We start from the raw sequence: 26,781 nt of genomic DNA, 5'->3' as shown, positions 1-26,781 counted from the left end.
TCGTGAGTGCTGCCGTCGTCGCCATCGGCGCGATGGCCTTCGCCTACGAGGGCAAGCCGACGACCGAAGTCGACTTGCACGACGGCGGCGTCTGGGTCACGAAGCAGTCCTCGCTGCTGATCGGACACCTCAACAACGAGTCGGGCGTGCTCGACGGCGGTCTGCGCACCTCCTCGAACCAGTACGACGTGCAGCAGAACGGCGCGCGCGTCCTCGTCGTCGACCCCGTCGCCTCCACCGCCACCTCGATCGACCCGGCGCGCGTGCAGCTCAGCGAGAACGCCGAACTGCCCGCCGGGTCGCAGGTCACCCTCGGCGGCGGCACCGTCGCCGTGGCAGAGCCGAAGGGCCCCGTCTGGGCCGCTGAGTTCAGCGGACTGGCCGGCATTGCGCAGCAGGGCTCGGAGCCCATCGCCGACCTCGGCAAGAACACCGTCGCGACGGTCGGCACCGACGGCACCGTGTACGCCGCGTCGGGCGAGTCGGGAAAGATCGTGACGCTCGCACCGGTCGGCGGGGGCGTCATCGAGCAGAAGGCCGAACGCGAGGTGGAGGGGCTCAAGGAATCCTCTGAACTGACCATGACCTCCGTCGGGCAGACCGGCTATCTGCTCGACGCAGCGACCGACACCCTTCTCGGCTCCGACGGCACGACGATCGAGATGCCGTCCGACCTCGTGCTGCAGCGGCCGTCCGAAGCCTCCGACACGCTTGCCGCCGCCTCGTCGACCGCGCTGCTGCGCGTCAACGCCGACGGTGAGATCGACACCGTCGAGTCCGGTGGCGCCGAGGGCACGCCGGCAGCGCCGGTCTTCGTCGACGGCTGCACCTACGCGGCATGGTCGGGCAGTGCCCGGTTCATCCGCGACTGCCCCGGTGAAGCCGACGACGTCGTGCAGGAGATCGAGGGACTGCCCGCGACCGCGCAGCTGAAGTTCCGTGTCAACCGCGACGTCGTCGTCCTCAACGACATCTTCGGCGGCACCGCGTGGCTCGCGAGCGACGCCATGCAGCGCGTCGACAACTGGGACGACCTCACCCCGCCCGAGGGCGAGGGTGAGGAGGAGGAGGAGACCACCGAAGAGACGGTGGAGACGACCCTCCCCGAGCGCACCGAGAAGAACACCGACCCGATCGCCAACGACGACAAGTTCGGTGTGCGACCGGGCCGCACGACCGTGCTGCCCGTGCTCGAGAACGACACCGATGCCGACGGCGACGTGCTTGTCGCAACGCTCGAGAGCGATCCGGCCTTCGGCGAGATCGAACAGGTCCACAACGGGCAGGCGCTGCAGATCACCGTGCCAGAAGACGCGACCGGCACCATGACGTTCCGCTACAAGGCCGACGACGGCCGCACCGGCACCGACGAGGCGAAGGTCACCGTCAGCGTGCACGGGTGGGAGGTCAATGCGCCCCCGGTGCAGAAGCGCACCACGCCCGTCACGGTCGAAGCCGGTGGCACCGCCTCCTACAACGTGCTGCCCGACTGGATCGATCCTGACGGCGACGACATCTTCCTGCAGAGCGTCACGACCGAAGGCGGCGATGAGGCCGACTTCACCTCGGACGGGCAGATCACCTTCCGGGCGATCGGTGGCACGCAGGGTCGGATCGACGTGCCCGTCGTCGTCTCGGACGGCGACGAGGGCGGCAGCGGTGTCGCCCGCTACGAAGTGCGCCCGCTCGGCACGACGGTGCCGGTCACCAATGCCGACCACGTCGTCACCCGCGCCGGACGCAGCGTCACCGTCTCGCCCCTCGTCAACGACACGAGCACGGGTCGCGAACCACTCCGCCTCACCCGCGTCGAGCCGGTCGACGGTACCGAGATCGTGCCGGACTACGCGGACAAGACCTTCTCGTTCTCCGCCGACGCCGTCGGAACCTACTACGTCGAGTACCTCGTCTCGTCGGGCCCGAACTCGGTCGCGGGCATCGTTCGCGTCGATGTGCTCCCTGAATCCGAGAAGGACCTGCCGCCCATCGCCGTCCGCGACGTCGCGCTGCTGCCCTCGGGCGATGACGTGCTGGTCAACGTGTTGTCCAACGACACCGACCCGGGCGGCGGCATCCTCGTCGTGCAGTCGGTGACCGCCGAGCCGGGGTCGGGCGTCGCGGCGGCTGTGCTCGGCCACGAGACCATTCGCATCAGCGATCTCGGCAACCTGTCCGACCAGGTGCGTGTGGGCTACACCGTCTCGAACGGCACCCAATCGGCCGAAGGCGAGATCGTCGTCATCCCGGTGCCGGCGCCCGAGAGGCTGCGCCCGCCGGTCGCCAACGACGACGAGGCCGTCGTGCGTGCAGGCGATGTCGTGACCATTCCGGTGCTCGACAACGACTACCACCCGAACAACGACAAGATCACGGTCTCGAGCGAGCTCATCCCGCCGCTCGTCGAGCCTGAAGACGGTGAGGCGTTCGTCGCCGAAGACACCGTCCGGTTCCGCGCGAGCGACGAGCCGGGCACGTCTTACGTCACGTACGAGGTCGTCGACTCCACGGGTCAACGCGACGCAGGCTACGTCACGATCCAGGTGCTGCCCCGCGACGACGAGGGCAACGCTGCGCCCCGTCCGCGCGATCTGACGGCGCGCACGCTGAGCGGCTCGTCCGTGCCGATTCCGGTGCCGCTGGACGGCATCGACGAAGACGGCGACTCGGTCGAACTCATCGGGCTCGCGTCCTCGCCGAGCAAGGGACGTATCGAGGCCACGGACGACGACTCCTTCGAATACACGGCGTTCGACGACTCGGTCGGCGTCGACACCTTCACGTATCGCGTGCGCGACCGTCTCGGCAAAGAGGGAACGGCGACGATCCAGGTCGGCATCGCCCCCGCGGGCTCGGTCAACCAGGCACCGTACGCCGTGCGCGACTCGGTCGTCATGCGACCGGACCGCGAGGTGGCGCTGCCCGTCCTCGAGAACGACTCCGACCCCGACGGTGAGCTGTTCGGGTTCGCCGAGAACGCCGTCAAGGTGCCGGATGTCGCCGGCCTCGACGCCAAGGTGTCGGGCAAGCACCTGATCATCACGTCGCCCGGCGCCGCGATGCAGACCTCGGTGCAGTACACGATCGCCGACGCCAGGGGACTGACCTCCACGACGAGCGTGCAGATCACGGTCGACCCCGAGGTGCCGCTGCTCGACCCGATCGCGCGCGACGACCGCGTGCGACCCGAAGACGTCAGCGAAGAGGGCACGGCCGACATCGCCGTGCTCGAGAACGATGACGACCCCGACGGCACGCGTGAACAGCTGTCGGTGGAACTCGGCGAAGGCGGCGAGACCGCGCGGGTCGCCGCCGACGGCACGGTTCGCGTGACGCTCACCGACGAACGCCAACTCATCACCTACACGATCACCGATGCCGACGACCAGACCGCCACTGCGTTCTTGCACGTTCCCGCGGTCGATGACCTTCCGCCGAGCCTGATCGACGCAACGACGGCCGTCGAGGTCAAGAGCGGCGAGACGATCGAACTGCCCCTCGCCGACTACGTGCAGGCGGCTGGCGGCAAGGACGTCGTCGTCACCGAGGCGGCGAAGGTGACCGCCGCCCACAGCAACGGCGCCAGCCTCGTGCAGGATCAGCACACGCTCGTCTACACGTCCGCCGACCGCTACTTCGGTCAGGACGCGCTGACGTTCGAAGTGACCGACGGCACCGGGCCGGATGACCCGAAGGGCCGCAAGGCGACGCTGACGATCCCGATCACGGTGCTGCCGCCCGACAACGTCGCTCCCGAGATGGTCGGCGCGAGCATGAACGTCGCGCCCGGTGAAGACGCCTCGACGCTCAACCTCGCCGAACTCGCGAACGACCCCGACCCCGACGACACCTTGAGCTTCACGCTCGAAGGCGGCGTGCCGGACGGCACGAGCGCGTCGGTCGACGGCACGGTGCTCTCGGTCAGTGCCGACACGAACACGCCGAAGGGCACGACCGCATCGATCATGGTGAGCGTCACCGACGGCGAGGCGGCGGCCGTGCAGGCGCCGATCACCGTGACGGTGACCGCTTCCACACGTGAACTCGCCAGCGCCAACGACGACATCATCGAAGAGGCCGACCAGGGCGAGACGCTCAGCATCCCCGTGCTGCGCAACGACGTGAACCCGTTCCCCGACACCCCGCTGAAGGTCGTCGAGGTCGCGACCGAGACCGGTGACGCAGTTCCCGTGATCAACGGCGACAGCGTCGAGGTCACCAGCGGCGCCGACTTCGTCGGCACCGTCGTGGTCCGCTACCGCGTGCTCGACGCCACCGAAGACGTCGACCGCGCCGTCGACGGTCGCATCCGCATCACGGTGCAGGGTCGCCCCGACGCGCCCGGCAAGCCGACCGTCTCGAGCGTGCAGAGCCGCACCGTCGTGCTGTCGTGGACACCGCCGATCGACAACGGCACGCCGATCACGGGCTACACCGTGCGCTCGACGTCGGGCGCCGTCACGCAGGACTGCGCCTCGACGACCTGCACCATCACGGGCCTGACCAACAACGTGGAGTACAACTTCACGGTCACGGCGACCAACCGTGTCGGCGAGTCGGAGCCGTCGATCCCGTCGGAGACGGCGCGCCCCGATCAGCGCCCCGAGACCCCGGCACCGCCGACGCTCGCCTTCGCCGATCAGGCGCTGAAGGTCGCGTGGACGACGCCGCCGACCGAGGGCTCGCCCGTCGAGACCTTCACGCTCGAGATCTCGCCCGCGCCGGCATCCGGTGTGTCGCAGAAGACGGGCGTCCCCGGCAACACCATCACGTGGGACGGCCTGCAGAACGGCACGTCGTACAAGGTGCGCGTGCGTGCCCACAACCGCGCGCCCGAGCCGTCCGGCTGGAGCGCCTGGTCTGCCGGCGAGATCCCCGCACGTCAGCCCGACGCACCCGCGGCGCCGACCACCGAGCGCATCGACTCGGTCGGCACCCAGAACCAGATGCGGGTCACGTGGAACCAGCCTGCGAACAACGGTGACGCGATCGCCGGGTACCAGTTGAACGTGCTGCAGGGTGGGTCCGTCGTGCGTACCGTCGCCGTCGCGGCCGGCCAGACGAGCCAGGCCGTCACGGTCGACAACTCGACCACCAGCTACACCTTCCAGGTGCGGGCGCAGAACAAGGCCGGCTGGGGGCAGTGGAGCGCGCAGTCCGCGCCGCGACAGTCCTTCGGTCAGCCGGGCGCGCCGACGAACGTCTCGGCCCAGCCGGGAGACAACCGCGTCACCGTGTCGTGGACGCCCGGTTCCGCCAACGGCGCCGCGGCAGGCCAGATCAGCTACCAGTACTCCGTCAACGGCGGAGGCTGGCGCGGCGACTGGGTCTCGGGCGGCAACGGTCAGGGCGTGATCGGCAACGGGCTCGTCAACAACAACGGCGCCTACAGCGTTCGCATCCGCGCGATCGCGACCGTCGACGGCGCGTCCGAGCAGGGCCAGCCCTCGGCGGAGTCGAACCAGGTCCGCCCGTACGGCGCGATCGGCAACCCGACGGCGAAGGCCACCGCCAGCGGCACGAAGATCACGTTCTCGTGGTCGGCGCCGGCGCGCAATGGCCGCGATGTCACGACCGAGATCCGCACCGAGAACGGTCAGGGCTGGCGGGTCGTGGGCCGGAACGGCAGCGAGAGCGGTTCGGAGACGGTTGACGTCGGCTACAGCACGAGCAAGACGATCTACGTGCGCAGCACCGCCGCGGGCCAGACCACGACGGCGCAGGACTCCGCGCGCACCCAAGACGAACCGCCGCGGGCATCCGCGTCTGCGTCGAAGAGTTCGACTTCGGCGCAGGGCCAACCCGGATGCGGTAGCAGCCGGTGCCGGTACGTCGTGGTGAACACGAGCAACTTCCCCGCCGGCCGGTACCAGGTCGACTGCTACGTCGACGGTCGCCGATTCGACACGACGAACGACAGCTTCAACCTCCCCGCCAACGGCTCGACGCGCCTCGGCTGCTACTACGGCGGCTACGGCAACGTCTACGCGAAGATCATCGGCTGGGGCGACACCTCCGGCGTCAATTGGTGACCCCCGCATCCCTCCACCCCCACACGAAGGACACTCCGGCATGAGCATGACCCCCGAGCAGGCGGCCTGGTTCCGCGACACGTTCACCAAGCTCGTCGACAACGTCGACATCGCCCTCATGGGCAAGCGCGACGTCGTCGGCCTCGTGCTGTCGGCGATGCTTGCTGAAGGCCACGTGCTGCTGGAGGACGCACCCGGCACGGGCAAGACGAGCCTCGCGAAGGCGATCGCGGCCAGCGTGCAGGGCACGAGCACCCGCATCCAGTTCACGCCCGACCTGCTGCCCTCCGACGTGACCGGTGTCACGATCTACGACCAGCAGAACCACAAGTTCGAGTTCCACCGCGGCCCCGTCTTCGCCTCGATCGTGCTGGCCGACGAGATCAACCGTGCTTCGCCGAAGACGCAGTCGGCGCTGCTGGAGGTCATGGAAGAGTCCCGCGTCACGGTCGACGGTGTCGCGCACGAGGTGGGTCGCCCGTTCCTCGTGCTCGCGACCCAGAACCCGATCGAGCAGGCCGGTACCTATAAGCTGCCCGAGGCGCAGCTGGACCGCTTCATGATCAAGACGTCGATCGGCTACCCGTCGCTCGCCGTCGCCGAGCGCATCCTCGTCGGCACGGTCGACCGCAACCCGTCGGCCAAGCTCAGCCCGGTCATCACGACCGGTGCGGTCGCAGACATGGCGGACCTGGCCGCCACCGTGCACGTCGACCCCGCTGTCGCACGCTACGCCGCGCAGCTCGTCGAGGCCACGCGCGACGCCGAAGCCACCCGGCTGGGCGTCTCGGTGCGCGGTGCCATCTCGATGATCCGCATCGCCAAGGTGCACGCCGCCTCGCAGGGTCGTCACTACGTCGTGCCCGACGACATCAAGCTGCTGGCGGCGCCTGTGTGGACACACCGTCTCGTGCTCGACCCCGAGGCCGAGTTCTCGGGCATCTCGGCTGACACCGTCATCCAGCGCGCCCTCGCCGACGTCGAGGCGCCGCTGTCGCGGGCCACGGCCTGATGACCGCGACGCGCGACGCCGAGCAGTCCACGCGAGCTTCGCGTCGGGCTGCCGCTGCGCGCGCCGGCGAGGCCGAGGCGGCTGTCGTCGCGTCGGATGCCGAGGTGGACGAGTCCGCCGAGTCCGGAGCATCCGCGGAGCCGGCCACGTCGACCGATCACCGCTGGGATCGCGTGCGCGAGTGGGTCGAGGTGTGGGGCCCGAAGATCACGACGCGCATCCGCGACATCGCGGCGGTCATCCGCCCCGTCGCGTGGGTGGTGATCGCGGTCGCGGTCGTGCTGTGGGTCGTCACGTTCTGGCTCGGCTGGCAGGAGGCGATGATCGCCGCCGCGGTCATCACGGCCGTGCTGCTGCTGTGCCTCGTGTTCCTGTTCGGGCGTACCTCGTACGACGTCGACCTCGACCTCACGCGCAGCCACGTCGTCGTCGGCGAACGGGCCGTGGGGGCCCTGACCCTGACGAACGCCACCTCGCGGGCGATTCTGCCGTCCGAAGTGGTTCTGCCGGTCGGTGCCGGTCGCGGCATCTTCCAGATTCCACGACTGGCCGCTGGGGCGAGCCATGAAGAACTGTTCGCGATCCCGACCACGCACCGCGGCGTGCTCGCGGTCGGCCCGGTGAGCGTGCTGCGCGGTGACCCACTCGGACTCTTCGAGCGCACGCACGACCGGCGACAGGCCGTCGACCTGTATGTGCATCCACGCACGACGAATCTCGAGGGGCTCTCGCTCGGTCACCTGCGCGATCTCGAGGGGCTGCCGGTGCAGCAGCTCGAGCGAGACGACGTGTCGTTCCATGCGTTGCGTGAGTACCAGCCCGGCGACGACCTGCGCCACGTGCACTGGAAGTCGACGGCGCGCGTCGGCGACGTCATGGTGCGACAGTACGAACAGACGCGACGTTCGCATTTCGTCGTCGGCCTGTCGACCCACCCCGATGAGTACCGCACCGCCGACGAGTTCGAACTCGCCATCTCGGTCGCGGGCTCCGTGGGTCTGCGGGCGCTCCGCGACTCGCGGGTGCTCGATGCTCGCGTGCAGAAGGGTGCGCTGCGGGCGCAGTCGGGTCGCCGGTTCCTCGACGAACTGTCGGCGCTCGAGCATTCGCGTCCACGCGAAGGCGGCATCGTCGAACTCGCCGGCGCGCTGGCTGCCCACTCGCCGCAGGCTGCTGTCGTCGTGCTCGTCACCGGCAGCCGGGTCGACAGCGCGCGGTTGCGGCTCGCGTGCTCTCGGCTGCCCTATGGGGTGCGGGTGCTCGCGATCGTCGCCGACCGTATCGAGGCGCCCGAACTGCGCCGCATCGGTGATGCCGACGTGGTAGCCCTGGGTGCACTCGACCAGCTTCCCCGTGCGGTGCGGAAGGTGCTCTCGTGAACCGTCGCGTCACCCTCGATCTGGTCGCCGTCACCCTGCTGCTGATGGTCGGCGTCGTCGGCTTCGGGCCGACGTTCGACAGTCCGATGTACCTGGTCGCTGCGCTCGGTGGGCTCGCGCTGGGCTTGGGCATCGCATGGGTGGGGCTGTGGCGACGCTTCGGCGTGCTGATCCTCACCGGTCTCACCGCCGGCGCGTATTTCCTGTTCGGCGGTGCGCTGGCGCTGCCGCACACGGCGATCTTCGGTGTCATCCCGACGCTGGAGACGTGGCGGCAGCTGGCGGTCGGCACCGTGACGTCGTGGAAGCAGCTGCTGACGACCGTGCCCCCGGTGGCCGTGTACGACGGCCACCTCATCGTGCCGTTCCTGATGACGCTCGTCGCCGCGGTGCTCACCGGTTCGCTCGCGATGCGCGTCACTCCGGCGGCGTGGAGCCTCATTCCTGCGGCCGTCTACCTGGGTGTGCAGATCCTGTTCGGCGTCGCACAGCCGGCGGCGCCGCTCGTGCAGGGCGTCGTCTTCGGTGTCGTGTCGGTGGTGTGGCTGTCGCTGCGGCAGGCGTGGGACCCGGCGCGCGGCGCCGTCCGCGTCGAATCCGCCGACGCACCCTCCGGTGCCAAGCGTGCCGCCCGTTCGCGTCGGTTGATCGCCGGTGCCGCGGTGCTGGTCATCGCTGCCGGTGCCGGCATCGCCACCGCGGCGGTCGCAAGCCCGCCGACGCAACGGTACGTGCTGCGCGACTTCATCATTCCGCCGTTCGACGTCCACCAGTACGCGAGCCCGCTCCAGTCGTTCCGTGCCTACGTGCGCGACTTCAAGGAGGAGTCGCTGTTCACGGTGACGGGCCTGCCCGAAGACGAACGCATCCGGCTCGCGACGATGGATGCCTACAACGGTGTCGTCTACAACGTCGCCGACGACGGTGCCGGCTCATCGAGCGCCTTCACGGCGATCCGTTCGAACATGTCGCCCGAAGCGGTCGGTACCGAGGCGCAGCTGCAGTTCGAGATCGAAGCGCTCGAAGGCGTGTGGCTGCCCGACGCGGGCGCTGTGCGCGAGTTCGACTTCGCCGGCGCCCGTGCCGAAGAACTGCGACGCTCCGCGCACTACAACGACGCGACCGGCACCGCAGTGACCACAGCCGGCGTCGCGCGCGGCGACGCGTACACGATCGACACCGTCTTCAGTCGCGTCCCGAGTGATGAGACGCTCGCCGACGTGCGGTTCGCACCGTTGAAGATGCCCGCCCAGCGCGGCGTGCCCGAGGGCATCGTCGAAGATGCTTCGGCCGCCATCGAAGAGGCCGAGACCCCGATCGAGCGCGCACGGGCGCTGGAGGCGTGGTTCAACACCGACGGCTACTTCAGCCACGGGCTCGAAGGCGACGTGCTCTCGCCGTCCGGGCACGGCTCGGCGCGCATCAACCAGCTCTTCACGGGCGATCAGATGATCGGCGACGACGAGCAGTATGCAGTCGCGATGGCGCTCGTCGCGGGGCAACTCGGCATGCCGGCGCGCGTCGTGATGGGGTGGCACCCCGCAGAGGACGACGAAGTCACGGGCACCTTCACAGCGACCGGCGACAACCTGCACGCGTGGGTCGAGATCGCCTTCACCGGTCACGGCTGGGTGCCGTTCGACCCGACACCCGACGAGGACAACGAGCCGAGCGAGCAGAACACCAAGCCGCGCGCGAACCCGAAGCCGCAGGTGCTGCAGCCGCCGCCGCCCGCTCAGGAGCCGGCCGAGCTTCCGCCGACGATCGCCGAAGAGCGCGAGCAGGAAGAAGAGGAAGAGGCCAATCTCGATTGGCTCGGTCCCGTGCTGCTCGTGGGTGGACTCGGGCTCGGCATCATCGCCCTCATCATCACGCCCTTCCTGGTCGTCGGTGCGATCAAGGCGAGCCGCCGACTCAAGCGGCGCCGTGCGGAGCGCAGCGCCGACCGCATCTCGGGCGGCTGGGACGAGTTGGTCGACAACGCGATCGACTTCAGGACTCCCATCGTCGCGGGCGCCACACGTGCTGAGAGCGCGGCGGTCGTGGGCGAGAGCTTCGAAGGGCCTCGCGTGGTCGCCCTCGCGGGGCGTGCGGATGCCGATGTCTACGGCCCCGGCGAGCCCACGAGCGAAGACGTCGACGCATTCTGGCGTGAGGTGGACGATATCGTCGGGGGGATGAAGGGATCGGCGACGGTCTGGAAGCGCCTGCGCGCGCGCCTGAGCCTGCGGTCGTTCCGACGTGGAGGAGTGAAATGAGCGGCGCGAGAGTTCCCGCCGAACTGCTGCGGCGGGTCATCGCCTACGTCATCGACGGCGCCATCGGCGGTGCGCTCGTCGGTGCCATCGGCGGGATTCTGATCGGCATCGCCATCAGCACGCAGGGCGGCTTCCCGGTGATCGCAGCTGTGCTGATCACCAACTTGCTGGCACTGATGTGGTTCGGCGTGTACTCGGTCATGCAGGGCGGCGACGGGTCGATCGGCATGCGCATCATGAGCCTGCGGCTCGCTGTGCTCGCCGACGATCAGCCGCTTGGGTTCGGGCGCGCGCTCGGTCGCAACCTCATCTGGGGCTTCGGGTCCGCGATCATCGTCGGTGTCTTCTCGCCGCTGTTCGACCGATCGCCGTGGCACCGAGGCTGGCACGACTTGGCGACCGGGGCGGTCATGACCGACATCCGCGTGGGTCATGAGCCTGTGCCGTTCGCCACGGTCCCGCCGATCGCGTCCGCATCGCCGCCGCCCCCGCCCGTTCATGCCCTGCCCGAGGATCTCGAGCACACTGTCATCTCCGAGCAGGCCGCGCCGACCGCCGAGCACGCGCTTCCGAGCGACGTCGAGGCGACGATGCTCGGATCGGGTCACCCTGCACCGGCATCCTCGCCCGTGGCGCCCGCGCCGGTGCAGCCGCAGGTGGCGCCCACTCCCGCCGAAGGTGTCATCGCGTTCGTTCCCGGCATCACCGGTCCGCCGCCTCGCCGCCCCGCCGCGCCGACACCCGAGACGATGGGCCCCGACGCGGTGCCCGTCGACGAGGCCCGGCTGACGCAGGGCGGCCCGAAGGCGATCGCCGCCGTGGTGTGGGATGACGGCAGCCGCCAGGCGCTCTACGGCCGGACGATCTTCGGACGCAACCCCTCGTCGGAGGCGGGCGCGAACGTCGTGGCGGTCCGTGACGAGACGCTTTCGCTGTCGAAGACCCACTTCGAGATCGGGTCCGATGACGACGGATTGTTCGTCATCGACCGCCATTCGACGAACGGGGTGCTCCTGCGCCGCGGTGATGACCGACGCAAGGCGGCTCCCGGCGAGCGCACGAGCGTGCGGGCCGGTGACATCCTCGAGTTCGGCGACCGTCACGTGACGCTGGAGGTCGCTCGATGAAGCCCATCGACGTCGCCTGCGGCACCGCGACCCACGAGGGTCGGCGGCGCACCGTCAACGAGGACTCTCTGTTGGCCAGCGCGCCGCTGTTCCTCGTGGCCGACGGCATGGGCGGACACGATGCCGGCGATCGGGCCAGCGCGGCCGTCGTGGAGGAGTTCGCAGCACTCGTGGGCCGCGACAGCATCGGCATCGACGACATGCGCGCCGCTCTGCGCCGTGCCCGGGTCCGTGTCGGCGCGATCGCGAGCGGTGCACGTGCGGCCGGCACGACGCTGACCGGCGTCGCCGTCAGCGAGGTCGGCGGCGTCGGCTACTGGCTCACGATCAACGTCGGCGATTCGCGCACGTACCGATTCGCGCGCGGTGTGCTCGAACAGATCAGCGTCGACCACTCCGTCGTGCAGGAGCTCATCGACGCGGGCGCGCTCGACGGGGTCTCTGCTGCCGCTGATCGTCGCCGCAACGAGATCACGCGCGCCATCGGCGCCGGCAGCGACGGCGAAGCCGACTACTGGATGGTGCCGGCCGAGCGCGGCGACCGCATCCTCGTCTGCTCCGACGGGCTCTCGGGTGAGCTCGACGCAGCGCGGCTCGCCGAGATCCTCGCCGACGAGCACGATCCGCAGGGTGCGGCGACTCGTCTCGTGCACGAGGCGCTCGTGCGCGGCGGACGTGACAACATCACCGCGATCGTCCTCGACGCCATCGGCGTCGGCGGCGAGGAAGATGTCTTCGACACCGCTCCGGCAGGTGGTCGCAGAGCTGATCTCGACGAGGACACGCGTCCGCGGTCGGGAACAAGGGGGGAACGCTGATGGTCGAGGTCAGGTATGTGCCGTCGCCGGCGACCGATCGCTGGCGCGCGGTCGTCGCGGGCGACAGCGTCGCTGTGCTGTCGCCCGACGTGAGCCCGCTCACCGCTGAGGCGGTGTTCACCCGCCTCGGATCCGGTGGTCTGGGTGCGCTGCTCGATGCGCTCACCGGTGCGTTCGGCACATCGTTGACGGTGCTGCCGTCGTTCGCGCTCGTGTCGGTCGAGGGCGGCGGCATCCGCGTTGCAGTGCGCGGCCCGCTCGAGCTGGTCGTCGAGGGAACGGATGCCGCTGAAGCGGTCTCGGGCGAGGGCGTGTCGACCTGGACCGAACGGTTCCTGCCGGGTGCCGCGCGAGTGACGCTGGAACTCGACGGCGACCTCGATGCGGCTGCGACCCTGCCGCTGACGGCGGGTGTTGTCGTGGCATCTGCGCTGACGGTGACCGCGGGGGATGCGGGTGCGGTTTCGACGTCGGTCGCCGCCGCTCCCGTCGAGTTCGGGATGACGCACGTGCCCGCCGAGCCCGAGTCCGCGCCGGAACCGGAACCGGAACCCGAGTCTGAGCCGGAGCCCGCGCCCGAGCCGGTGCCGGATCTCGGAGCCGACGACGAAACCGACGTGGAAGTCGCGCCGACTGCGGAGCTCGAAGCGTCCGCAGCGGAGGTGCCCGCCGACACCTGGCTGACCGCGGCGCCGTCGGAGGACGACATCCTGTGGGGCGAGACGATCGCCCGCCCGGCGCCGCCCGTCCCGCCGCCGCCGGCGCCCGAATCACTTGGCGACCACGACGGAGAGACGATTGCGGTCGCCGACCTGCGCGCACTCAAGGCGCGGGAGGCCGACTACCACTCGACCGACAACGTGCCGCCCCGCCAACCCTCGAGAGGGCGCATCACACTGTCGACCGGTCGAGTCGTCGAACTGGAGCGCACCGTCGTCATCGGGCGCCGCCCCAAGTCGACACGTACGTCGGGCGCGGATTTGCCCGTGCTCGTGGCCGTCGACAGCCCGCAGCAGGACATCTCGCGCAGTCACGTCGAAATCCGCAGCGAGGGTGAACACGTGCTCGTGACCGACCTCAACACCACGAACGGCAGCGTGCTGCTGCGTGGTGGGCAGGAGCCCGTCCGGCTGCATCCGGGCGAGGCGACCATGGTCGTCAGCGGCGACGTGCTCGACATCGGCGACGGTGTCACGGTGACGTTCGAGGATCTTCCGTGAACAGTAAGCGTCAACCGGCGCCGCCGCCCCAACTTCCGGGCTTCACGTTCGTCGAGGTGCTGGGGTCCGGCGGCTTCGCCGATGTGTATCTGTACCAGCAGCAGATGCCGCGGCGACGCGTCGCGGTCAAGGTGCTCCTGCCCGACCGCATGGCAGGAGGCTCCGCCGAGCAATTCGCCGCCGAGGCGAACGTCATGGCACTGCTGTCGACGCATCCCGCGATCGTCACCATCTACCAGGCCGGTGTCTCGGGCGACGGCCGGCCGTACCTCGTCATGGAGTACTGCCCCCGCCCCAACCTGCAGGTGCGCTCTCGGGCCTCGGCGTTCTCGGTCGCCGAGGCGCTGCGGGTCGGCGTACAGGTGGCGGCTGCCGTCGAGACCGCGCACCGTGCCGGCATCCTGCACCGCGACATCAAGCCCGCCAACATCCTCGTCACCGAGTACAACCGTCCTGCCCTGACCGACTTCGGCATCGCCACCGAGACCGGTGCAGAAGCCGACTCGTCGGGCATGTCGATCCCGTGGTCGCCGCCCGAGTCGTTCGCCGACGTCCCCGAGTCGGGCGTGCGCTCCGACGTCTGGGCGCTCGGCGCCACGGTCTACACGCTGCTCGCGGGGCGGTCGCCGTTCGAGGTGCCCGGCGGGCGTAACGGCGGCGCGGAACTGATCGAGCGCATCGAGACGCAGCCGCTGCAGCGCATCGACCGCGCCGACGTGCCCGAGTCGTTGCAGGTCGTGCTCGATCGAGCCATGTCGAAGCGCCCGGGTGACCGCTACGACAGTGCAGTCGCCTTCGCGCGCGCCCTGCAGAAGGTGCAGATCGAACTCGCCCACTCGGTCACGCCCATTGACATCCTCGACGACGCACCGCCCGAAGAGCTCGAAGATGACGAAGACGACGAACTGACGCGCGTGCGCGGCATCGTCAGCATCGAACCGCAGACCAACCCCGCTGCCGGCAACACCCGCCAACGTCCGCAGTTCGAGCCCGTCGTCGAATCGGTGCCCGACCACACCGTCGTTCGCCATGCGACGCCGGTCGCGACGCCCGACCAGGACGACGCCACCGTGCTCCGCGGCCCCGCGACGATCCCCCCGAGTGCGCCGACCGCACAGCACGCGCCCGCAGCGCCCGCGCAGGGGCCCGTCGCGCCGACGGCGGAAGCGCCGGCCCCGGCGCCCGCAGCGCCGCGTTCGCGGCGCGGCCTGTGGATCGGGCTCGCGGTGGGCGGCGGCATCCTGCTCATCGTGATCGTCGTCGCGCTGTTCAGCGTGTTCGGGCCCACGCCCGAGCCGCAGCCGACCGACACCGGCACCCCCGAGCCGCAGGACCCGCTCGGCGGCTTCATCGCACCTCCGGGTGAGCTGACCGGCACGGTGTCATCGGGGCAGGCGACGTTCACCTGGACGAACCCCGACCCGCAGGACGGCGACGTCTACGTCTGGTATCCCTACACACTCGACACGCAGGGCGATTCGCAGACCACCGAAGAGGCGACCGTCACGGTGCCTGTCGATGCGGGTGGCGTGTGCATCGCGGTGCAGGTCGTGCGAGACGGGGGCCGTTACAGCGACCCGGCGAAGGAGTGCGTCACCCCATGAGCAGCGTCGAACCCGAGCAGACCGGCACGGTCACGATCGAGTACGCCGGCGAGTACTTCACGGTCTCGCCCGGGCAGCAATTCCTGATCGGCCGCGAGGGCGACCTCGAACTCGACGACAACCGGTTCCTCCACAGGCTGTTCCTGTCGGTCGAAGAGGCCGGCGGCATGTGGTGGCTCGTCAACATCGGCTCACGCCTGTCGGCGACCGTCACCGACACCGAAGGCCGCGTGCAGGCGCAACTGGCGCCCGGGGCGCGGCTGCCGATCGTGTTCGCGTCGACCACCGTCGTCTTCAGTGCCGGGCCCACGACGTACGAGCTGTCGATTACGACGGCGCAGCCCGCGTTCCGTGAGACCCTGCCCGAAGTCGACGCCGACGGCGATTCGACGATCGGGGCGGTGCCGCTGACGGTGAGCCAGAAGCTGCTCATCGTGGCACTCGCCGAGCCGGTGCTGCGTCGCGAGGGCACCGGCATGAGCGAACTGCCGAGCTCTGCGGGTGCTGCGGAGCGCCTGGGGTGGGCGCTCACACGGTTCAACCGCAAGCTCGACAACGTATGCGACAAGCTCGACCGACAGGGCGTGCCGGGGCTGCGCGGCGGGGTCACCTCATCGGCGACCAACCGTCGCGTGCGCCTCGTCGAGCACGCCGTCGCGTCGCGGCTCATCACCCGGGCCGACCTGGCGATGCTCGACGACCCCGAACTGCTCGAATCCGCGCGCTGACCGTCGTCCGCCCGTGCTCAGGCGCGGGCGTGCCCCAGCACCTTGACGATGACGCCACGGCGACCCAGCTCGGCGAGGGTGCGGGTCTCTTCGTCGACGTCGCGTCCGAGGGCGTGCTTGTCGGCGACGACGAGCACTTCACCGGCCGTGAGCCGACCGAACAGGCGCGTCAGGCGTTCCTGCCAGCTCTCGCCCGTCTCGGGGGCCGGGTGGCGAAAGCCGGCGATGGGCACGCCGAACGCCGCGAGCGCGTCGCGCTGGGCGAGGATGCTGGGCATGTCGTCGCGCGCCACGACGAGTCCGACCAGTCGCGAGCCCTGCGGGCGGGCTGCCCACCAGTCGGGGCCGGGCAGGATGGCGGCGACCTCGGCGGGCAGTTCGTCGTGGTCGACCGGCAGCGCGATCGATTCGGCGTAGTCGGCGGGCGCGCGGTGCTCGTCGGTCATGAGGCTCCTTCGTCGCCGACCATCATCCCAGACCCGATACGGATGGATCACGGTCGATGTGGCGGGCCGCATTTCACTGAGAAATGGCTGTACGGTGTGGCCATGACGTTCAACAGGGATGCCGACGTCAGCGGCAGCACCGCCCGCAAGCGCGGCCGCGGCGGCCTCATCGCCGGCGGCGCAGGGGTTGCGGGGCTCGGCGGCATCGCCATCCTGCTGCTGCAGATGTTCACCGGTGCCGACCTCAGCGGTCTCCTCGGCGGAGGCGGTCTCGGCGGTGGGCAGCAGGCAGAAGAGACCGTGATCGCGAACTGCGACACCGGTGCCGACGCCAACACGAACGACGAATGCCGTCTCGCGGCGGCGCAGCTCGTGCTCGACGACTTCTGGGGCACACAGCTCGACCGCTACCGTGCGCCCGAACTGATCATCGTCGACGGCGCGACCTCCAGCGCCTGTGGCACGGCATCCAATGCGACCGGCCCCTTCTACTGCCCGCCCGAGGAAGCCGTCTACATCGACCCCACCTTCTTCGAGGTGCTGCGTCAGCAGTTCGGTGACGAGGCGGGGCCGCTCGCCCAGCTGTACGTGCTCGCGCACGAGTGGGGGCACCACATCCAGCAGATCACCGGCATCATGGAGCGCTACCCCAACAACGGGTCGGGCCCGGAGAGCAACGGGGTGCGCATCGAGCTGCAGGCTGACTGCTTCGCGGGTGCGTGGGTCGCGGACGCCGCGAAATCGAAGGACGCGAGCGGCACAGCGTATTTGAAGGAGCCCACCGAGGCGCAGATCCGTGACGCGCTCGAGGCTGCCGCGACCGTCGGCGACGACAACATCCAGTCCCAGTCCGGCCAGGTGAACCCCGAGAGCTGGACGCACGGCTCGAGCGAGCAGCGGCAGCGCTGGTTCGCGACCGGGTACCAGAACGGTGTCGGCGCGTGCGACACGTTCGCCGGGACGCCGTGATGGGAACGGCGCACCTCGACGACATCCTCTATCCCCCCATCGAGCCGTACGAGACCGGCTTCCTGGTCGCGGGTGAGGGGCAGCGGGTCTACTGGGAGCAGTCCGGCAACCCCGAGGGCAAGCCGGTCGTGTTCCTGCACGGCGGCCCCGGCGGTGGCACGTCCGACTGGCATCGGCGGTTCTTCGACCCCGAGCGCTACCGCATCATCCTGCTCGACCAGCGTGGCTGCGGCCGGTCGACGCCCCACGTGAGCGAACCGGATGCCGACCTGCGCCACAACACGACGTGGCACCTGGTCGCCGACATCGACCTGCTGCGGCGCAACCTCGGCATCGAACGGTGGATGGTCTTCGGCGGTTCGTGGGGCAGTACCCTCGCGCTCGCTTACGCGCAGTGCCACCCCGACGCGGTCAGCGAGTTGGTGCTGCGCGGCATCTTCACGCTGCGCCGCCACGAATTGGAGTGGTTCTACGAGGGCGGCGCGTCGGCCCTGTTCCCCGACCTGTGGGAGCAGTACCTCGCGCCGATCCCGGTGCTCGAGCGGTCGCGGCTCATCGAGGCGTACCACCGCAGGCTCAGTGACCCAGACCCCGCCGTGCACGGCGCGGCGGCGCTCGCCTGGACACGGTGGGAGGCCTCGACCGTGACCCTTCGCCCCGACCCCGAACTCGTCGAGGCGATGACCGACCCGGTCGCAGCGCTCGCGTTCGCCCGCATCGAGAACCACTACTTCCTCAACGGCGGGTGGATGCGGGAGGGGCAGCTGATCGAGGACGTCGCCCGCATCCGGCACATCCCGGCGGTCATTGTGCAGGGACGCTACGACGTGTGCACCCCGATGATGACCGCATGGGACCTGCACCGGGCGTGGCCGGAGGCCGAGTTCGTCGTCGTCGACGACGCCGGGCACTCCGCCGCCGAATCCGGCATCGCTGCCGCCCTGCGCGACGCGACCGACCTGTTCGCTCTCGACTGATAGACTCAGTCGTTCGGTGCGCGATTCCGTGCGCCGAGGCGTCGTTCAACGCTTCCCTCGCCGCCAGGGCCCCGATCCTGAAGCCGGCTGACATTCTTCGTACGGCGAACCTGTGTGCGCATCCGCATGCAGGCCACCGACCGGGCACCGTCTGCGTGCCCAGAGACTTCTCCATGACTGACATCACCTTCGGCGCGCTCGGCGTGCCCGCCCCACTCGTGAACGCGCTCCGCGCCGACGGCAAGACCACTGCTTTCCCGATCCAGGTCGACACCCTGCCCGACACGCTCGCCGGCCGCGACGTGCTCGGCCGCGGCCGCACGGGCTCGGGCAAGACCCTCGCCTTCTCGATCCCGATGGCCGCGCGCCTCGGCGACGGCCGTAGCAGCCGCATCCGCGGGCTTGTCCTCGCCCCGACGCGTGAGCTCGCGACCCAGATCGACGCGACCCTCGCGCCGCTCGCTGCCGCGTACGGCCTGACGACCACGACGATCTTCGGCGGCATCAGCCAGAACCGTCAGGTGCAGGCGCTGCAGCGCGGCGTCGACATCGTCGTCGCGTGCCCCGGCCGTCTCGAAGACCTCATGGGCCAGGGCTTCGTCAAGCTGGATGCCGTCGAGATGACCGTCATCGACGAGGCCGACCACATGGCCGACCTCGGCTTCTTGCCGGTCGTCACCCGCATCCTCGACAAGACCCCGCGCGGTGGGCAGCGCCTACTGTTCAGCGCGACCCTCGACAACGGGGTCGACAAGCTGGTGCGCAAGTTCCTGCAGAACGAGGTCATGCACTCGGTCGACGAGGCCACCTCGCCTGTCGACGCGATGACCCACCACGTGTTCCACCTGGCCGACACCGACGCCAAGAAGCACGTCGTGCGGGCCCTCGCCTCCGGCATGGGCCGCCGCATCCTCTTCACCCGCACCAAGCACGCCGCGAAGAAGCTCGCCAAGCAGCTCACCGGCGAGGGCATTCCCGCCGTCGACCTGCACGGCAACCTGTCGCAGCCGCAGCGTGACCGCAACCTCGCCGCGTTCTCGTCGGGTGCCGCGAAGGTGCTCGTTGCGACCGACGTCGCCGCGCGCGGTGTGCACGTCGACGACGTTGAGCTCGTCGTGCACGTCGACCCGCCGATGGAGCACAAGGCGTACCTGCACCGCTCGGGCCGCACCGCCCGCGCCGGCGCCGCCGGTTCGGTCGTCACGGTCGTGCTGCCCGGTCAGGAGAAGGACGTGAAGGATCTGCTGCGCAAGGCGGCGATCACCGTCACGCCCGAGAAGGTCGACGCATCCAGCGCAGCCGTCACCGACCTCGTCGGCGAGGTCGCCCCCTTCGTCGCCCCCGCGCCGAAGGAGCAGCAGCAGCCCGGCCGCAGCCAGGGCGCCAACGCACAGCGCAAGCGCGCCGCGCGCGATGCCCGCGGCGGCCAGCCCGCCGGTGGGCAGAACGGCCAGGGCGGTGGCAGACGTCGCCGCGGTCGTGGCGGCCAGGGCGGCCAGAACGCCGGCCAGGCCGCGCAGGGCGCCGGCCGCGGCCAGGGCCAGGCAAGCCGCGGTCAGGGCGGTCGCGGGCAGTCGGCGACGCATGCCGCGGCGACCGAGCGTCAGCACGCGCGTCCCGCGCAGCAGGCACCGGCCGGCAACCCGCGCACGAAGGGCCGTCGCGCCTCGCACGACGGCGGCAAGCTGATGGTCGGCTCGGTCGTCCGTCAGAACGGCGCCGGACGCCGCGGTCGCTGACCCTCGACCGGCACGAGTTCGGGGCAGTACTTGTCGCTCGCAGCTGAGTCCGGCGACAACGACTGCCACGAACTCGGCGACGTCAGCGGCGCAGCAGGTCGGCGGCGACCTCGCCGATGACGATCGCGGGGGCATTGGTGTGTCCCCGGATGATCGTCGGGATGACCGACGCGTCGGCCACCCGCAGTCCGTGCACACCCCGCACGCGCAGTTCCGGATCGACGACGGATGCCGCATCCGCGCCCATCCGGGCCGTGCCGACCGGGTGGTACAGCGTGTGCGAGTACTGCCGCAGTGACGCTTCGATCCGCTCCTCGGCGCTCATCCGCTCGCCGCCTTCGGGCTGCACCCAACCGCCCGTGGTCACCGCACTGAGGGCGTCGGTCGCGATGAGCCGTTCGCATTCGCCGAGGCCCGCCGTCATCGCCGCGACGTCGCGCGGGTCGGACAGGTACCGCGGGTCGATGAGCGGATGCTGCGTCGGGTCGGCCGATGCCAGCCGGATGCTGCCGCGGCTGTGCGGCCGCAGCAGAATCGCACCGACCGTGATGCCTTCGGCCGGCAGCGGTACGAGCCCCTCGCCGACGTACGGCGCCGGGGCGAAGATGATCTCGATGTCGGGCAATCCCTCGGGAACCCCGGCATCCTCGGCCGCTGACGTGCGCACGAACCCGTACGCCTCGGCGACGTTCGACGTCAGCATGCCGCGCTTGCGCGTCAGGTAGTCCATGAGCTGCCGGGGCGACTCGGCGCCGAACAGGGTGCCGCCCTCGGCGGCCGGCGCGAGGCCTGCGACGAGGTGGTCCTGCAGGTTCTCACCCACCTCGGAAGCATCGACGAGCACGTCGACGCCGACCTCGCGCAGGTGGTCGGCAGCCCCGATGCCGCTCAGCATGAGCAACTGCGGGGTGTTGATCGCGCCGCCGCTGAGCACGACCTCGCGCCTGGCCGTCGCGTGGCGGGGGATGCCGTCGATCTCGACGTACACGCCGGTGGCGCGTTTGTCGGCGTCGAACGTGACCCGGCGCACGAGCGCGTCGGTGATGACCGTCAGGTTCGGGCGCCGCCGCGCCGGCCGCAGGTACGCGTCCGCCGTCGAGGCGCGGGCGCCGCGGGACTGGGTCACCATCGTCTGCGAGAAGCCCTGCCCCCTCGGGGCGTTGGCGGCGGTGACGGGATGCCCGAGTTCGCGGGCGGCGTCGAGGAATGCCGCCGTGTGCGGCCGCGGGTCGCGCTGCACCGTGACCGCCTGCGCCCCGTCGGTGCCCTGCGAGGGGTCGGTCGTCGACTCGGTCGCCTCGACGCGGTGGAAGTACGGCTGCAGGGCATCCCACGACCAGTCGGAGCCGGCGGCATCCGCCCATTCGTCGTAGTCGGCGGCGAAGCCGCGGATCCACATCATCGCGTTCAGCGAGGAGGATCCGCCGAGCGTCTTGCCGCGCGGCCAGTACACGGTGCGGCCGTTCAGATGCGGCTGCGGCACGGTGTCGTACGACCAGTCGTGCGGGCCGCGGAACAGCTTCGAGAACGCGGCGGGCACGTGCAGTTCGATGGCGCGGTCGACGGGGCCGGCCTCCAGCAGCAGCACCTGCACGGTCGGGTCCTCGCTGAGCCGCGCCGCCAGCGCGGCGCCCGCAGATCCGGCGCCGACGACGATGTAGTCGGCATCCAGCCGTTCGCCGGCGCTCACGCCCCGAACGCCTTCACGAGCGTGACGAGCAGGCGCGGGATGTTGCCGTCCATGCGGAACCGCGTGAATCCTTCGCTGACGGCGGCGCCGGTGCGCGACGTGACGAACCACGGTGGCTTCGGCAGCACCGACAGCAGACCGAGGTCGCGCCGTTCGAACACGGTGCGCAGTGCGCGGGGGAAGGGCCGGAACGGGCCGCGGACGACGGTGCGTTCGACGTCGTCGAGCAGCAGCGCGTTGTGCACGATGCCGAGTCCGCTGGGCGCGTCGGCGAGCGTGCCGCCAGGGTAGGCGCCCCACGTCGCGGTGGGGGTGAGGAAGCCGAACGCCGTCCACGCGTTGACGGCGACCGTGCCGTAGCGCAGGTCTGCGATCGCCCGTTCGAACCCGTCGCCGAGGGCCGCTTGCGTCACCGGGTCGATGAGCAGGTTCGCACCGAGCGTGCCGTGCAGGTGCTCGTTGGCGTGCGCGACGGCGGTGTCGACGAACTCCTGCCCGAGCCCGCGGAGCGTGACGACGCCCAGCACGGGGGAGAAGTACTCGGTGCTCTGCAGCGCCTCGGCCGCATCCGGGGTCGTCTCGATGAGCGCGCGGCGGCCGTCGGGGCTCCACGTCGCGTCAGGGTAGGCCTCGCGCGCCGCGTCGAGCTTCGCGTCGGCGTGCGGATACCAGACCGATCGCCGCGGGGCGCGGGCGTACGCGGCGCGCAGTTCGCGCAAGAACGCGTCGCGCTGCGGCCAGTCCTCGCTCAGCAGCACGACCTGCCCGGCGATGCAGTTGTGCCCGCTGTTCTGCAGACGCATCGTCACGACGTGCTCGGCCTGATAGCGCAGGTCGGCGGTCGACCAGATGCCGGGCACGACGATGATCGGCGAGACGCCGCCGAGCTCTGCCGAGATCGGCACGGTCAGCTTCGGGTCGCCCTCGCCCGGGGTGCCGCCGGGGCCCCATACGATCGCGCGGAACGTCGCGTCCGACCCGGTGATGTGCACATGGTCCATGCCGGGATGCCGCGTGAGATACGCGCCGACCGCGCCGTCGCCGCGGACGATGCGCAGGTAGCCGGGCTCGATGAGCGGGGCCAGCGCGCGCTCGAACACGGGCACCATCGCGTCCTGCGTGGGGTTGACCTTGAGCACGACGACCCGGTTGAAGGCGAGCAGTTCGTAGAGCACGTCGAGGAACGGGATCGACGTGATGTTGCCGGCACCGAGCACGAGGCCGACCCCGCCGCCGTCGCGAGGCGTCCGCTGCGCCAGCCCAGCGCGCTCACGGGCCTGCGACTCGGTGACACCGGGCTGCAGCCACACCTCGGTCGAGTAGCCCGACAGCAGCAGCGCGTCCGCGGCATCCAACGGTGACGTCGACAGTGCGATCCGGCCACCCGGCGCCGCACGCGCCCCGATATCGTGCGCCGGGCTCTGGCCGCGCGCCAGCCGCGAGAGAGAGCCGGCGTACGCGTCGAGCGCGGTGAGCGCTGCATACGGTCCCGACAGCCACTCCTCGCCCCGCAGCGGATGCCCGGGCTCCAGGCCCTTCGACGTCGCGGCGACGTCGGCCCAGTCCGTGGCGGCCGCGACGACGGCGGCGCGGATGCGGCGTAGCAGCGTCACCCGCTGCCGTAGCGTCAACAGCGGCCACGAGCGCGCGCCGGCGGTCACCGCCTCGACGGCGCGGTCGGCCTCGGTGAGGCCCTGCGCGATCGGGGTGGGTTCGATGTCAGCAGTCGAAGGCACGGAGGTCTTCTCAGTCGATGTCACGTCGGTCGACGTCCCCTCTCTCGATATCACTGCGGCGCAGCCGGTAGCGGGAGAGCGGAATCAGGCTCAACGCGATCAGTGCGGCGGGCGCGATGCTGAAGCTCAGCACGATCGCCGACAGTGCGGCATCCGGCTGGCTGACGCTCTCGCCCGCCGTGCGCGAGACGTAGCCCGCGAACTGCAGCACGAGCACCAGCACCGCAGCACCCAGTGCGAACCCGGTCGTCTCACCCGCCGTCCACACGCCGCCGAACGCGCCCGCCCGGCCCGCGCCGTACCGCCTCGCATCGTGGGCGATCACGTCTGGCAGCATCGCCATCGGCAGCGACTGCATGCCGGCGTACGCGATTCCTGCGAACGCGACCGGGATGTAGATCCAGTCGCCCGGAGCCCACAGCGCGAGCACGATGCTCGTCGCGGCGACGGCGAACAGCGCGCTCGCCATCACGAACGCCGCCTCCTTGCCGATGCGCCGGGCCAACCCGCCCCACGCGGGCGTCGCGAGCAGGGCCGGAGCGATGAGCGCGACGAACAGCAGCGTCACCGCATCCTCCGACCGCATGATCCACGTCGCGAGGTATTGCGCGCCCGCGAGCATGAGGCCGGTCGCGAGCGCCTGCAGCACAAACGTCGCCAGCAGTGCGCGGAACGGCTGGCTGCGTGTGAGTGCCTCCCACGCCGAACGGAAATTGTCGCGGATGCCGCCGCCCGACGTCGACGCATCGCGCGCTGCGTTGTGCTCGGGGCGGCCCGACACCTGGCCTGCCACCAGTTCGGCGTACTCGGCAGAGCTCGTCGCCGCCGCCGTCATCGCCGAACGGGTGCGGGCGGTGCGCCCGGCGACACCGGTCGACACCAGCATCCCGACGCCGATCACGACGCCGGCGACGACCCCCATCAGCAGGTAGCCGCTCGTCGAATCGCCCGTGATCCCGCGCAGCACGGGCCCGCCTGCGCCGAACAGCAGGATCGCGAAGGTCAGCACGACCACCCGCCACGTGAGCAGCGTCGTGCGGGTGTCGTATCGGGTCGCGAGCTCTGCCGGCAACGCGATGTACGGCACCTGGAACAGGCTGAATGCGGTCGCCGTCAACAGGAACGCGATCAGCACCCAGATCGCGCCGACCACCGGTCCGAGCGTGGGCGGCACCGCGAACGTCAGCGCGAAGAAGACCGGAATCGTGAGCGCACCGACGAGCATGAGGCGTCGTCGTGTGCCGTGACGCGCGAGGTCGCGGTCGGTCAGGGCACCGACGACGGGGTCGATCACGACATCCCACACCTTCGCGACCGTCATGATCACGCCCGCCAGCGCAGCCGTCACACCGAGGTTGTCCGTCAGGTAGTACAGCAGCACGAGCCCCGGCAGGGTGCCGAACCCGCCCGTGCCGATCGAGCCGACCGCGTAGCGCGCGACCGTGCCGCGCGTCAGCTCGCGCGGCGGTGCATCGTTGCCCATCTGGCCAGGCTATCCGCCCGCGGGGGCCGCGCCGAGCAAGGCCCGTGCAGCGGATGCGGCGTCAGATGAGGGAGAGTTCGCGCAGCTTGGCGGCGACGTCGTCGTTCGACGGTTCGACGTGATGCGTCGCGTCGGGGTAGACCACGACGGGGATGTTCGTGCGTCCCGAGATGTCACGCGCCACATCGGCGGCCGCGGGATCGGCCTCGAGATCGACGTACGTGTACGCCACGCCCAGGCTGTCGAGCTGCGCCTTCGTGCGACGGCAGTCGCGGCACCAGTCGGCACCGAACATCGTGATGGTCTCGGTGGGGGATGTCATGCATCCAGCGTACGTCGACCCGACGACGCTGAGGCCGCAGGCTCCTTGCGGGCGGTCGCCGCAGAGACCGCGCCGCGTTTGGGGGCGTAGACCACGAGCGCGTGGAACACGAAACGCACGACGAACGCGGCGACCAGCGTGAGTCCGGCCGCCAGCACGCTCGGGATGTGCGCGCCTTCGACCAGCACCGACATCACCGGGATGCGCACGACGGCTTCGAGGTTGTTGAAGGTGAACGACTTCACGAAGCGGTGCGTCACCCTGCCCGACTCGGCACGCATGTCGGCGAAGACGAGGTATTCGAGCAGCAGGAAGTTGCCGATGATCGTGACCTCGCTCGCGATGATCGCCGCCGGCACGTAGTCGAGGCCGAGCCGAATCAGCCCCCACATGATCACGAGATTCGCGATCGCCCCGGCGCCGCCCACGAGCGCGAAGGCCGACATGCGCCCGAACCGCAGCATCGCCAACTGCGTCAAGAAGCGCACGCCCTGCGTGAAGCTCGCCTTCGACTGGCCCGCGAACCGCTGCGCGAACGAGAAGGGCACCTCACCGATGCGCAACTGGCGGCGCGCCAGGATCTCGAGCAGGATCTTGAACCCGCGAGGACGCAGCGCCTCGAGGTCGACCGCCTCCCGATCGACGAGGAAGAAGCCCGTCATCGGGTCGGAGCACCCCGACAGCTTGCGGGGGAACATCGACTTCGTGAGCAGGGTCGACGCGCGGGAGACCGTCGTGCGCGTCGCATCGGCCAATCCCTTCGAATCACCGCCGGATGCATACCGTGAGGCCACGACGATGTCGACGTCACCTGCCTCGGCGCGTTCGAGCATGCGGGGGATGTCTTCGGGCGGATGCTGCAGATCGCCGTCCATCACGAGGCACCACCGTGCGGCGGCCAGGTGGAACCCCTCCACGACCGCGCCGCCGAGCCCCGCTGTCGCCGACTCACGGTGGAGCAGCCGCACCGGAAAGGGGGAGCGCTCGGCCGCCGCCAGCACACGTTCCGGGGTGTCATCGGTCGAGTCATCGACGAAGATCACCTCGAAGCGGCGATCGCCCAGCGTCTCGCCGATGCGGCGCAACAGCTCATCGACGTTCGGACCTTCGTTGAAGGTCGGGACGATGATGGACAGGTCCATGTGCTGCTCGCGAGTCTTCGGGCGGGCCGGGTCGTCTCACCTTACCCGCGCTCGCCGATGAGCAGGCTGGGGATGTGCGAGGACTGTGGAAGGCCCTCATCG

General features: G+C 70.2%; 18 protein-coding genes. 12 read left to right on the top strand and 6 right to left on the bottom strand.

The window, feature by feature from the left end; translation table 11 throughout:
* The first annotated feature begins 2 nt into the window (after positions 1–2).
* The 9 genes from ACSF8R_RS08345 to ACSF8R_RS08305 are packed head-to-tail and all read left to right on the top strand — an operon-like array spanning position 3 to position 16,175.
* Positions 3–6,029, top strand: a complete 6,027-nt coding sequence (locus ACSF8R_RS08345) for an Ig-like domain-containing protein (RefSeq protein ID WP_434811405.1) — start codon at positions 3–5, stop codon at positions 6,027–6,029.
* A gap of 40 nt (positions 6,030–6,069) precedes the next feature.
* Complete coding sequence (locus ACSF8R_RS08340) at positions 6,070–7,041, top strand: AAA family ATPase (protein ID WP_434811404.1); 972 nt, start codon at positions 6,070–6,072, stop codon at positions 7,039–7,041.
* Positions 7,041–8,420: a DUF58 domain-containing protein gene (locus tag ACSF8R_RS08335; protein WP_434811403.1), complete on the top strand. Its 1,380-nt coding sequence runs from the start codon at positions 7,041–7,043 to the stop codon at positions 8,418–8,420. Before ACSF8R_RS08340 ends, ACSF8R_RS08335 begins: the two co-directional genes overlap by 1 nt.
* Positions 8,417–10,678, top strand: coding sequence for a transglutaminase-like domain-containing protein (locus tag ACSF8R_RS08330; RefSeq protein ID WP_434811402.1), 2,262 nt, complete (start codon positions 8,417–8,419; stop codon positions 10,676–10,678). The genes ACSF8R_RS08335 and ACSF8R_RS08330 overlap by 4 nt, the downstream gene beginning before the upstream one ends.
* Complete coding sequence (locus ACSF8R_RS08325) at positions 10,675–11,805, top strand: RDD family protein (RefSeq protein WP_434811401.1); 1,131 nt, start codon at positions 10,675–10,677, stop codon at positions 11,803–11,805. The genes ACSF8R_RS08330 and ACSF8R_RS08325 overlap by 4 nt, the downstream gene beginning before the upstream one ends.
* Positions 11,802–12,623 carry a PP2C family protein-serine/threonine phosphatase gene (locus ACSF8R_RS08320; RefSeq protein WP_434811400.1) on the top strand — a complete coding sequence of 274 codons (822 nt, stop codon included), beginning with the start codon at positions 11,802–11,804 and terminating at the stop codon, positions 12,621–12,623. Before ACSF8R_RS08325 ends, ACSF8R_RS08320 begins: the two co-directional genes overlap by 4 nt.
* On the top strand, positions 12,623–13,843 hold the full coding sequence (locus ACSF8R_RS08315) for an FHA domain-containing protein (protein WP_434811399.1): 1,221 nt from the start codon (positions 12,623–12,625) through the stop codon (positions 13,841–13,843). Before ACSF8R_RS08320 ends, ACSF8R_RS08315 begins: the two co-directional genes overlap by 1 nt.
* The gene (locus ACSF8R_RS08310) at positions 13,840–15,447 is read left to right on the top strand and encodes a serine/threonine-protein kinase (protein ID WP_434811398.1); all 1,608 of its coding nucleotides are present in this window, start codon (positions 13,840–13,842) and stop codon (positions 15,445–15,447) included. The genes ACSF8R_RS08315 and ACSF8R_RS08310 overlap by 4 nt, the downstream gene beginning before the upstream one ends.
* Positions 15,444–16,175 carry a hypothetical protein gene (locus tag ACSF8R_RS08305; RefSeq protein ID WP_434811397.1) on the top strand — a complete coding sequence of 244 codons (732 nt, stop codon included), beginning with the start codon at positions 15,444–15,446 and terminating at the stop codon, positions 16,173–16,175. Before ACSF8R_RS08310 ends, ACSF8R_RS08305 begins: the two co-directional genes overlap by 4 nt.
* Before the next feature lie 17 nt (positions 16,176–16,192).
* On the opposite strand, the gene ACSF8R_RS08300 is transcribed toward ACSF8R_RS08305, so the two are convergent.
* The gene (locus ACSF8R_RS08300) at positions 16,193–16,621 is read right to left on the bottom strand and encodes a dehydrogenase (RefSeq protein WP_434811396.1); all 429 of its coding nucleotides are present in this window, start codon (positions 16,619–16,621) and stop codon (positions 16,193–16,195) included.
* Between the two features lie 102 nt (positions 16,622–16,723).
* Here ACSF8R_RS08300 and ypfJ point away from each other — a divergent pair, with 102 nt between their 5' ends.
* The 3 genes from ypfJ (at position 16,724) to ACSF8R_RS08285 (ending at position 20,306) form a co-directional block, all read left to right on the top strand.
* Positions 16,724–17,590 carry a KPN_02809 family neutral zinc metallopeptidase gene (gene ypfJ / locus ACSF8R_RS08295; RefSeq protein ID WP_434811395.1) on the top strand — a complete coding sequence of 289 codons (867 nt, stop codon included), beginning with the start codon at positions 16,724–16,726 and terminating at the stop codon, positions 17,588–17,590.
* On the top strand, positions 17,590–18,567 hold the full coding sequence (pip, locus tag ACSF8R_RS08290) for a prolyl aminopeptidase (RefSeq protein WP_434811394.1): 978 nt from the start codon (positions 17,590–17,592) through the stop codon (positions 18,565–18,567). The genes ypfJ and pip overlap by 1 nt, the downstream gene beginning before the upstream one ends.
* Before the next feature lie 173 nt (positions 18,568–18,740).
* Positions 18,741–20,306: a DEAD/DEAH box helicase gene (locus ACSF8R_RS08285; RefSeq protein ID WP_434811393.1), complete on the top strand. Its 1,566-nt coding sequence runs from the start codon at positions 18,741–18,743 to the stop codon at positions 20,304–20,306.
* 82 nt (positions 20,307–20,388) lie between these two features.
* Here ACSF8R_RS08285 and ACSF8R_RS08280 read toward each other — a convergent pair whose 3' ends face one another.
* From ACSF8R_RS08280 to ACSF8R_RS08260, 5 genes are all read right to left on the bottom strand, one after another.
* Positions 20,389–21,996, bottom strand: a complete 1,608-nt coding sequence (locus ACSF8R_RS08280; protein WP_434811392.1) for a GMC family oxidoreductase — start codon at positions 21,994–21,996, stop codon at positions 20,389–20,391.
* A complete protein-coding gene (locus tag ACSF8R_RS08275) occupies positions 21,993–23,732 on the bottom strand; it encodes an aldehyde dehydrogenase family protein (RefSeq protein WP_434811391.1) in 1,740 nt (579 codons plus the stop codon). Before ACSF8R_RS08275 ends, ACSF8R_RS08280 begins: the two co-directional genes overlap by 4 nt.
* Positions 23,733–23,742: 10 nt before the next feature.
* Complete coding sequence (locus tag ACSF8R_RS08270) at positions 23,743–25,215, bottom strand: MFS transporter (protein WP_434811390.1); 1,473 nt, start codon at positions 25,213–25,215, stop codon at positions 23,743–23,745.
* Between the two features lie 61 nt (positions 25,216–25,276).
* Positions 25,277–25,537, bottom strand: coding sequence for a glutaredoxin family protein (locus tag ACSF8R_RS08265; RefSeq protein WP_434811389.1), 261 nt, complete (start codon positions 25,535–25,537; stop codon positions 25,277–25,279).
* Positions 25,534–26,679: a glycosyltransferase gene (locus ACSF8R_RS08260; RefSeq protein ID WP_434811388.1), complete on the bottom strand. Its 1,146-nt coding sequence runs from the start codon at positions 26,677–26,679 to the stop codon at positions 25,534–25,536. Before ACSF8R_RS08260 ends, ACSF8R_RS08265 begins: the two co-directional genes overlap by 4 nt.
* Positions 26,680–26,781 lie beyond the last annotated feature (102 nt).

Origin of the sequence: Microbacterium sp. bgisy189, assembly GCF_965345345.1 — a bacterium.
Taxonomy (GTDB): Bacteria; Actinomycetota; Actinomycetes; order Actinomycetales; family Microbacteriaceae; genus Microbacterium.
This window is presented reverse-complemented; position numbering and strand designations above follow the sequence as displayed.